General features: G+C 55.2%; 10 protein-coding genes. 3 read left to right on the top strand and 7 right to left on the bottom strand.

The window, feature by feature from the left end:
• Positions 1 to 2: 2 nt before the first annotated feature.
• The 3 genes from KIN_RS17565 to KIN_RS17555 all read right to left on the bottom strand — a co-directional run bounded on the left by KIN_RS17565 (position 3) and on the right by KIN_RS17555 (position 3437).
• Complete coding sequence (locus KIN_RS17565) at positions 3 to 1526, bottom strand: sugar ABC transporter ATP-binding protein (RefSeq protein ID WP_159809492.1); 1524 nt, start codon at positions 1524 to 1526, stop codon at positions 3 to 5.
• Between the two features lie 75 nt (positions 1527 to 1601).
• The gene (gene rhaS / locus KIN_RS17560; protein WP_159809491.1) at positions 1602 to 2597 is read right to left on the bottom strand and encodes a rhamnose ABC transporter substrate-binding protein; all 996 of its coding nucleotides are present in this window, start codon (positions 2595 to 2597) and stop codon (positions 1602 to 1604) included.
• A 36-nt stretch (positions 2598 to 2633) separates the two neighbouring features.
• Positions 2634 to 3437: a DeoR/GlpR family DNA-binding transcription regulator gene (locus KIN_RS17555; protein ID WP_159809490.1), complete on the bottom strand. Its 804-nt coding sequence runs from the start codon at positions 3435 to 3437 to the stop codon at positions 2634 to 2636.
• A gap of 187 nt (positions 3438 to 3624) precedes the next feature.
• Here KIN_RS17555 and KIN_RS17550 point away from each other — a divergent pair, with 187 nt between their 5' ends.
• The 3 genes from KIN_RS17550 (at position 3625) to KIN_RS17540 (ending at position 7735) form a co-directional block, all read left to right on the top strand.
• Positions 3625 to 5727 (top strand): bifunctional rhamnulose-1-phosphate aldolase/short-chain dehydrogenase, encoded by a 2103-nt coding sequence (locus KIN_RS17550; protein WP_159809489.1) that lies wholly within the window; start codon positions 3625 to 3627, stop codon positions 5725 to 5727.
• 12 nt (positions 5728 to 5739) lie between these two features.
• Positions 5740 to 7014: an L-rhamnose catabolism isomerase gene (gene rhaI / locus KIN_RS17545; RefSeq protein ID WP_159809488.1), complete on the top strand. Its 1275-nt coding sequence runs from the start codon at positions 5740 to 5742 to the stop codon at positions 7012 to 7014.
• Between the two features lie 100 nt (positions 7015 to 7114).
• Positions 7115 to 7735, top strand: a complete 621-nt coding sequence (locus tag KIN_RS17540) for a TIGR02466 family protein (RefSeq protein ID WP_159809487.1) — start codon at positions 7115 to 7117, stop codon at positions 7733 to 7735.
• A gap of 435 nt (positions 7736 to 8170) precedes the next feature.
• On the opposite strand, the gene rplP is transcribed toward KIN_RS17540, so the two are convergent.
• The 4 genes from rplP to rpsS are packed head-to-tail and all read right to left on the bottom strand — an operon-like array spanning position 8171 to position 9966.
• Positions 8171 to 8584 (bottom strand): 50S ribosomal protein L16, encoded by a 414-nt coding sequence (gene rplP / locus KIN_RS17535; protein ID WP_159809486.1) that lies wholly within the window; start codon positions 8582 to 8584, stop codon positions 8171 to 8173.
• 12 nt (positions 8585 to 8596) lie between these two features.
• Positions 8597 to 9304: a 30S ribosomal protein S3 gene (gene rpsC, locus KIN_RS17530; protein ID WP_159809485.1), complete on the bottom strand. Its 708-nt coding sequence runs from the start codon at positions 9302 to 9304 to the stop codon at positions 8597 to 8599.
• Positions 9304 to 9684 (bottom strand): 50S ribosomal protein L22, encoded by a 381-nt coding sequence (rplV, locus tag KIN_RS17525; RefSeq protein WP_159809484.1) that lies wholly within the window; start codon positions 9682 to 9684, stop codon positions 9304 to 9306. The genes rpsC and rplV overlap by 1 nt, the downstream gene beginning before the upstream one ends.
• Before the next feature lie 3 nt (positions 9685 to 9687).
• Entirely contained in the window at positions 9688 to 9966 is a 279-nt protein-coding gene (gene rpsS / locus KIN_RS17520) for a 30S ribosomal protein S19 (protein WP_159809483.1), read from the bottom strand.

Below are 9966 nucleotides of genomic sequence, written 5' to 3'. Positions count from 1 at the left end.
GTCTATGCGTCTTCCAGCTGAGACATTTCGCCGATGCCCGCAGCGTGACGTACTAATACATCCGGCTGCATCTCGTCGCCTGCGACTTCGGCCACGATCCGACCATCGCGCATAATGATCACACGGTCGGACATGCCAATCACTTCGGGGATTTCAGAGCTGACCATAATCACCGACAGCCCCTGTGCTGCAAGTTCCGCCATAAATTCGTGAACCGCCGCCTTTGATCCTATGTCGATGCCCTTAGTCGGCTCATCAAGAATGATCACCTGAGGTTGCGTCGCGAGCCACTTCGCGATGACGACCTTTTGCTGATTACCGCCAGACAATTGGCCCACGTCCTGATCAAGAGAGGCCGCGCGCAGGTCGAGCCGTTCCGCGTATTCGCGCGCCAACGCGAACTCCTCGACCATTCGCAGAAAGCCAGATCGAGATGTGCGTCCTAACGAGGGCAGAGTGATGTTTTGAAAGATTGGCAAGCCGATCACCGCGCCTTGTTTCCCACGATCCTCTGGAACGTAAACAATTCCATTCGAGATCGCGTCTGCAGGGGACCGGATCACCCGAATTTTGCCCTTGATCTTGCACACACCTTTGGACGGCTTGGTAATTCCGAAGAGCGATTGCATAAACTCAGAGCGCCCTGCCCCAACCAAGCCATAGAAGCCGAGAATTTCGCCCCGCTTTAGCGTAAATCCGATATCTGCAAACTCGGTGGGATGCGCATAACCGACAACCTGCAGCACGTCTTCGGTCGCGGTCATCTCGCGTGTCGGGAAGATGTGATCCACGGCGCGACCGACCATGAGTTTCACAAGTCCGTCGCGATCAATGTCGTCGATGAGCCCCTCGTCGATGAACGCCCCATCGCGAAAGACAGTGTAGCGATCCGCAATGCGGAAAATCTCGTCGAACTTGTGACTGATAAAAAGGATCGCCTTGCCCTGTGATTTGAGGTTTTCGATCAACTCGTAAAGCTCCTCGATTTCTTTGTGAGACAAGGCCGCGGTCGGCTCATCCATGATCACAACGCGTGCGTCGACGGACAGAGCCCGCGCTATCGCGACAAGGTGCTTGTTTGCAATGCCAAGATGTCGAAGTCTGGTTCTAGGGTCGAAATTTGCGCCGATACTTCTAAGAAGCCGTGCTGCCGCTTCGTACATTGCGTGCCGGTCAATCAAACCAAATCTCGTGCGCGGGGCATGGCCAATGAATATGTTTTCCGCGACGGACAATTCATCGAACAGCACGGTTTCCTGATGGATCGCCGTGATACCGTTGTCCGAGGCCGCGTTGGGGTCGGTGAAGGTGACCGGGGTGCCGTCTATGCGAACGGTGCCTTCATCCGGCCGGTAGATGCCGGTCAGGACCTTCACTGTTGTTGATTTCCCGGCCCCGTTTTCCCCAACAAGGGCTGTGACCTGCCCCGCATAAAGCTTGAGATGAACCGCATCTAAAGCTTTGACACCTGGAAAGATCTTGGTGATCGCATCCATTGACACGACGGGCGTGAGTGGCTCGGTCATCGCAGGCCTCAATTTTGGCGCAATGGTGGGGATGAGCCCGGCTGTTGTTCGCAAACCAGCCTCATCCAGAGAAGATCAGAAGATCGATTTGAACTCTTCGATATTGCTCGCGTCGTAGACGAATGGATCTGCCATCGCACCTTCTGTGTTCTCGTCCAGCGTCAGAGTCCCCATGCGTCCCATCGGAATGTCTGCGCCAGGCTCCGCAACAACATCATTGGCCGCAAGCTGGTAGGCCAGCATCGTGGCGGAATAGCCGAGGTCGATCGGGTTCCAGATCGCAAAGGACTGAGATGCGCCGGATTCGATTGCGCCTGCCATTTCGGACGGCAGCCCCAAGCCGGTCACATTGACCTCGCCTACTTTGCCAGCATCGACCACCGCCTGCGCTGCCGCCACGATGCCCACCGATGTCGGCGCAATGATCGCGTCAAGGTCGGGGTAAGACTGCATCAATCCAGTTGCCTCACGGTAGGATTTGTCTGCCAGATCATCACCGTAGACTGTTGTGACGACATTGATCCCCGGATATTCGCCCATGACCTTGGTCATCTCTTCAATCCAGATGTTCTGGTTTGTGGATGTCGTTGTCGCTGACAGCACCGCCACGTCACCGCCGTCGGGCAAATGGTCCGCAGCCAGCTTGATGATCATGTTTCCGATCAATGCGTTCGAGGAAGGGTTGAGGTGAAGCTGACGTCCTTCAGCGGCGACACCGGAATCCCAACTTATCACCGTGATCCCGCGGTTCATCGCCTTCTTAAGCGCAGGCACCAAGGCGTCCGTGTCATTGGCAGAAATCGCAATCGCATCAACGTTCTGCGCAATCAGCGCATTGATCACCTCGATCTGCCCTTCTGCAGTTGTATCGGTCGGCCCGGTGTAGATGATCTCGACATTACCAAGCTCTTCGGCGGCTTCCTCCGCGCCCTTTGCCGCGGCCTCAAAGAACCCGATACCCAACGCTTTGACGACAAGTGCGATCCGCACATCATCTTGGGCGATAGCGGGCGCGCTGGCCATCGTGGCCGCTAAAGCTGCGGACGCCATCACTTTCTTAAGTACACTCATGGTTTCCTCCCTGGAGTGGTTTGTATTAGGGTGGCATCAAGACACCGCCCCTCCTTTCTTGGCCGCGCCGGCTGGCACGACGATGAGCGTGATGTCCGCCGTCTCGAGCATGGCCGCGGTCCGGTCATCGATGCGATCATCCGTAATAATTGTGTCGATCCGATTCAGCGGGCACAGGATCAGACTTGACCGGTTCGCGAATTTTGAACTGTCTACCAAGACGATCAGCTCTTCAGCCTGACCAATCAACTTTTGCTCAGCCTGAACCAAAAGTGGGTCTTGCTCCATGAGACCGAGCGGGCCAATTCCCTGCGCGCCCATGAACATCCGTTTCGCGTAGAAGTTGCGCGTCACGTCGTTGTTGAACGGCGAGAGAATGATGTTTTGCTCACGATAGATGACCCCACCAGAAAGCAGCACAGTGTTTCGCGTGTTTTTCAGCAGATGCTCGGCGATGGGGAACGAGTTGGTAAACACTTGCATCTGACGCGAGGCGAGCGGGTGCACCATCTGAAATGTCGTCGTACCACCGTTGATAATAATAGGCTCGCCATCCTTGCAGAGCTCAACCGCGGCAGCGGCTATAGCCTGCTTCTCCGCTATATTTTGGGTCTGGTTGTAGGAAAACGGCCTGCCTGCCAGCCCCACAAATGGCGTGGTCGTTAGGGCTTCGGCCCCTCCGCGCACACGGCGCAGTTTCTGCTGCTCATCCAGCGTGTTGATATCACGGCGCACCGTCGCCTCGGATGCGCCAGTGAGCGCACAGAGATCCATGACCGTCACCAAGGATCTATCCTGAACAGCGGACAAAATAACCCGGTGGCGATCCTTCTCATGCATCAACGACTCCCTTTTTTCTGTTGATCAGCGTGGGGGAAGGTTCCGTGATCTGTCAATCATTAATTATCATAATCGATCATTTTCATGAATTTTCGATCATATATGATCAAACTTGATTGACTTAAAGCAATGATATCGTCAGCGTGGCGGCAATCAGATCACATTTCTGCCGTCCGTGGAGACAAAGATGAGCGCTGAAAATCCCGCAAATCGCCTTGAAAACAAATGGAATCGCTCACATGCGTCGGAGATGAGTGAGCCGGAAAAGCTGCTCTATCGCTCCAACCTCTTGGGATCAGACAAAAGAATCACAAATTACGGCGGCGGGAATACGTCAGCCAAGGTTATGGAGACGGATCCGCTAACTGGCGGCAACGTCGAAGTCCTATGGGTTAAGGGATCCGGTGGCGATGTTGGCTCCATTCGGATGGATGGCTTCGCGACGCTCTACATGGATAAACTGAACGCCTTGCGAGATCTCTACCGTGGTCCCGAGCATGAGGACGAGATGGTCGGCTATCTTCCCCATTGCACGTTTGACCTAAACCCGCGCGCCGCGTCCATCGACACGCCGCTCCACGCCTATGTTCCTCGGAAGCACGTAGACCATATGCATCCCGACGCAATCATCGCAATCGCCGCGGCTAAAGACAGTAAAAGCCTGACCCGACAGGTTTTTGGCGATACCATCGGCTGGCTCCCTTGGAAGAGGCCAGGCTATGAGCTTGGGCTTTGGCTATCAGACTTCTGCGAAAAGAACCCGAATGCCAAAGGCGTGGTTCTGGAAAGCCATGGGTTGTTCACATGGGACGATGATGCGGAGGCTTGCTACACCTTGACCCTAGATATCATCCAGAAAGCGATGGACTGGTTTACCGAACAGACCGCCGATAGAGACGCGTTCGGCGGGGCGATATATGAAGGTCTTCCAATCAATCAACGGCGCGCAGTCGCCGCCAAGATCATGCCAACGCTTCGGGGCATGGTGTCGGGCCACCAACACATGGTCGGCCATTTCGACGACAGCGATACAGTTTTGGAATTTGTGAACGCAAAGGACATGGCCCGCTTGGCTGCTTTAGGAACGTCCTGCCCCGATCACTTTCTCCGCACAAAAATTCGACCGCTTGTGGTAGACTACAATCCGGCAAATCCGGATCTGGAGAGCACGCTGAAGAGCCTTACAACATCAGTCGCCGAATATCGCGCAGAGTATCAGGCCTATTATGATCGCTGCAAACGCGACAACAGCCCGGCAGTCCGCGACCCGAACGCCGTTGTATATCTGATACCGGGCGTTGGCATGATCACCTTTGCGAAGGACAAGGCCACGGCACGGATTTCTGCCGAGTTCTACATCAACGCGATAAATGTAATGCGGGAAGCTGATGCAGTCTCAGAATACCAAGGCCTGCCCGAACAAGAGGCTTTCGACATCGAATACTGGCTTCTGGAAGAGGCAAAGTTGCAGCGGATGCCAGCGCCAAAATCAATGGCCGGACGGGTGGCCCTGATCACGGGTGGCGCGGGCGGCATCGGCTCAGCAACGGCCGCGCGATATTTGAGCGAGGGGGCCTGCGTTCTTTTGGCCGATATCGACGACAACGCTCTGGCAGAGACAGCCTCCGGCCTGAGCAAACGCTTCAGCGCAGATGTCGTTCGTACCGTGAACATGGATGTTACCGATGAAAGTGCCGTGATCGGTGCCCTGACCGCCGCATCAGTCGAATTTGGTGGCGTGGATATCCTTGTCTCAAACGCAGGAATAGCCAGTTCTGCACCTGTCCAAGACACCAGCTTGGACATGTGGAATGAGAACATGGCGATCCTTTCGACGGGATATTTCCTAGTTAGTCGTGAGACCTTCAAGATCATGAACGTGCAGAATATGGGTGGCGCTGTCGTCTTTGTGGCCTCGAAGAACGGTTTGGCTGCATCGCCAAATGCGTCCGCATACTGTACGGCGAAAGCGTCCGAAATTCATCTTGCGCGCTGCTTGGCCCTGGAGGGCGCTACAGAGGGCATCCGCGTCAATGTCGTGAACCCGGACGCGGTGCTTAAGGGATCAAGAATCTGGCAAGGGGACTGGCTGGATCAACGCGCGGGCACCTATGGCACTGATAAGGAGGGGCTAGAGCAGATGTACCGCGAGCGGTCTCTGCTCAAACGATCCGTGTTGCCCGAAGATATTGCGGAGGCTGCGTATTTCCTCGCCTCGGACAAGTCAGCAAAATCGACGGGTAACATCATTAATGTAGACGCGGGCAACGTTCAGGCGTTTACGCGGTAAGAGGGCTGTCCCGTGATCCATGAAAACACCATCGCTCAAGCAAATGAAACCGCAGTTGATGCCTTGCGGGCCGACTACAACGCATTGGGGGAGCATTTAGACCGGCGCGGCATCAACATCGAACGGATTAAAGCGAAGACTGCGACGTACGGGGTCGCCGTTCCCAGTTGGGGCGTTGGAACCGGGGGCACACGCTTCGCGCGGTTCCCCGGCGAGGGGGAGCCGCGCGACATATTCGATAAGCTTGATGACTGCGGCGTCATCCAGCAGCTGACTCAGGCCACACCATCTGTTTCTTTGCATATACCGTGGGACGACGCGCCAGCAGCAGACCTGATCGCAAAAGCCGAGGAAGTCGGGCTGACCTTTGACGCCATGAACTCCAACACGTTCCAAGACCAGCCGAACCAGAGGCACAGCTACAAATTTGGCTCTCTTTCGCACACGAATGCAGCAACCCGCGCACAGGCAATCGAGCACAACATTGCCTGTATTGAACTGGGCGCGAAAATCGGGTCACGCGCCCTTACGATCTGGGTCGGGGACGGGTCCAATTTTCCGGGACAAAGCAACTTCACCCGCCAGTTCGAGAGATATTTGGACGCTGCAGGCCAAGTCTATAATGCCCTCCCTGAGGACTGGACGCTCCTGACTGAGCACAAGATGTACGAACCGGCCTTCTATTCGACTGTCGTTCAGGATTGGGGAACGAACCTGCTGATCGCGCAGCAGTTGGGGGATAAGGCGAAGTGCCTTGTCGATCTCGGTCACCATGCACCCAACGTAAATATCGAGATGATCGTGGCCCGCCTGAACCAGTTCGGCAAGCTCGGCGGTTTTCATTTCAACGACAGCAAATACGGCGACGACGATCTGGATACAGGCAGTATTTCTCCGTACCGCTTGTTTCTGGTGTTCAATGAATTGGTTGAGGCGGAGCGGGATCCGAATTTCGCTCCGATGCATATGCTGGACCAAAGCCATAATGTTACGGATCCGATCGAAAGCCTTATGATCTCGGCCACCGAAGTACAACGCGCCTATGCTCAGGCCCTTCTGGTCGACAGGACTGCCCTTGCTGGTCATCAGGACGCGAACGATGCGCTGATGGCGACGGCCACGCTCAAAGCGGGGTTTAGGACAGATGTTGAAGCAATCCTCGCGATGGCCCGGTATGAAGCAGGTGGCGCCATCAATCCTATCGAAGCCTTTCGAGCGTCCGGGTACCGCGCAGAGGTATCGGCAAAGCGTCCGAAAGTGAGCGGTGCTGGTGGGGGGATTGTATAGCCGCTTCATCCGGCGCGGTATTTGCGGTCTTAAGGCTCAACCACGAGCTATCCGCAGATAGTGCGTTGTTGTCTTCCGCTGTGCTGGGGTATGACGCGCTATGACTGATATTCTCTCTCTTTTCGCAACGCGCCTTTACCGCGCGAAGTTGTCCGAGCACGGCAAACCCGTTGACCCCAGTGAACTGGAAGCCTCGTGCCTTACGATTGCAGAGGATGACGCGGCGGGTCAGGACTGGTGTGAAGCCAATGAATTTCCCGGCTACACAAGCTATGCATCATTGGATGACCTGCCGTGGCGTTTTCCGATTTTTGCAGATCTGGTGAAAGTCTTGGATGCCCACGTGGCAGTCTTTGCCCGCGACCTGTCGTTCGATCTCGGCGACAAGAAGGTTATGCTCGATTCCTTGTGGATCAACATTCTACCGGAAGGCGGCATTCACACGGCGCATATTCACCCCCACAGCGTGATAAGCGGCACGACTTACGTGACGATGCCAGCGGGCACCAGCGCGATAAAGTTCGAGGACCCCAGGCTTGCAATGATGATGGCATCCCCCGGACGCAGCACCGACGCCCGCGACGAGTTGAAAAGCTTCTTCTACGTCGCCCCCGATGTAGGTGATGTCTTGCTCTGGGAGAGCTGGCTACGCCACGAAGTCCCAATGAACATGGCCGAAGATGAGCGGATCAGCGTCAGTTTTAATTATCGCTGGGGCTGACATGTCCGGCATCGAGGCTAAATATGCGAGAAATCTGACTGGACATTAGGCATCGCTGCTGAACGGAAAGTAATAATTCTTGAAGAGAGAAAGCGGGCGCTCGGTCGGCATCGAATCCGGCATGATAGCGGCGAGCCACATTGGACAGCCGACTAAGGTGGTCTGTGAAAAGACTGCAAGCTTACTGATGGTCGTTTCTTGGCATTTGGCGTCCAGTCACCGTCAGCGACCATGCGTAGCTACGGCGCCGTTTCGCGCCTTCGATTTCGAGAGCGCAGAACCTAAACAACCATCAACTCTGCAAAGATCGGTCTTCTGCTCACAGCCCTTACAGAAACGCCCCCGCCAATGGGCGAGGGCGACTAATTTGAGATAACATAAGGTTTCTAGCGATCTGGGTTTGAAGATCAAACCCACACGTGAAACCTTAGGCTTTTACCAGTCTTCGCGGACCACCGTACGGGTTTTCACCGGCAGCTTCATAGCAGCAAGGCGCAAGGCTTCGCGGGCGATGGCGTCGTTTACGCCATCGATCTCGAACATCACGCGGCCTGGCTTCACTTTACATGCCCAGAAGTCGACGGAGCCTTTACCCTTACCCATTCGAACTTCGACGGGTTTGGAGGTGACAGGCGTGTCCGGGAAAATACGGATCCAGACGCGGCCCTGACGTTTCATGTGACGCGTCATGGCACGACGAGCTGCTTCGATCTGGCGCGCGGTGATGCGCTCCGGCTCGACAGCTTTCAGACCATAGGTGCCGAAGTTCAGGTCAGACCCGCCCTTCGCCTGACCCTTGATCCGGCCTTTGTGCATCTTGCGGAATTTAGTGCGCTTTGGTTGCAGCATCTTATCTCTCCCTTACCGCCGGCCGCCGGCGCCACGTGGGGCCGGTCCGTCTTGGAGTTCTTGCGCCTTACGATCCCGCGCAGACGGATCATGTTCCATGATCTCGCCTTTGAAGATCCAGACTTTGATACCGATGATGCCGTAAGGCGTCATGGCTTCGGAATGTGCATAGTCGATGTCAGCGCGCAAAGTGTGCAGCGGCACACGACCTTCACGGTACCACTCTGTACGCGCGATTTCCGCACCGCCAAGACGACCCGCAACGTTCACACGAATGCCAAGTGCGCCCATCCGCATTGCGTTTTGAACGGAACGCTTCATGGCACGGCGGAAGGACACACGGCGTTCCAACTGCTGTGCAATGCTTTCTGACACCAATTGAGCGTCAAGTTCCGGCTTACGAACTTCGACAATGTTCAAGTGCAGTTCGCTGTCGGTCAGATTGGCGACCTTCTTGCGAAGCGTTTCGATGTCAGCGCCTTTTTTGCCGATGATCACACCTGGACGCGCCGTGTGAATTGTCACGCGGCACTTCTTGTGTGGACGTTCAATGATCACACGGCTGATGCCAGCCTGTTTACATTCCTTGTTGATGAAATCGCGGATTGCGACGTCTTCAAGAAGAAGATCACCGAAGTCTTTGCTGTCTGCATACCAGCGGCTGTCCCAGGTCCGGTTGACCTGAAGGCGCATGCCAATTGGATTAACCTTCTGACCCATTAGGCTTGCTCCTCAACTTGACGAACTTTTATTGTAAGCTCGGAAAATGGCTTAACGATCTTGCCGAACCGACCACGGGCCCGCGGACGACCGCGCTTCATAGTCAGGTTTTTGCCCACATAGGCTTCGGCGACGACCAGTTCGTCAACATCCAGATTGTGATTGTTCTCTGCGTTCGCGATTGCCGACTGAAGACATTTCTTCACATCATCAGAAATCCGCTTTTTCGAGAAGGTCAGATCAGCCAGCGCCTTATCGACCTTCTTACCGCGGATCAGCTGCGCCACGAGATTGAGTTTCTGCGGAGAAGTTCGAAGCATGCGCACTTTAGCCATGGCTTCATTGTCTGCCACGCGGCGGGGATTCTTTTCCTTGCCCATGACTTACTTCCTCTTCGCTTTCTTGTCCGCCGCGTGACCGTAATAGGTCCGGGTTGGCGAATATTCCCCAAATTTCTGACCGATCATATCTTCGGAAACGTTGACGGGGATATGTTTCTGACCGTTGTAAACACCGAACGTCAGACCCACAAACTGGGGCAGGATTGTCGAGCGACGGGACCAGATTTTGATGACCTCGTTACGGCCACCCTCTTTCGATTTCTCGGCTTTCTTCAACACATAGGCGTCGACGAAAGGACCTTTCCAGACAGAACGCGACAT

Source organism: Litoreibacter roseus (assembly GCF_009811795.1).
Classification (GTDB): Bacteria; Pseudomonadota; Alphaproteobacteria; order Rhodobacterales; family Rhodobacteraceae; genus Litoreibacter; species Litoreibacter roseus.
Note: the sequence above shows the minus strand (reverse complement) of the source record. Positions and strands in the feature narration are given on the sequence as shown.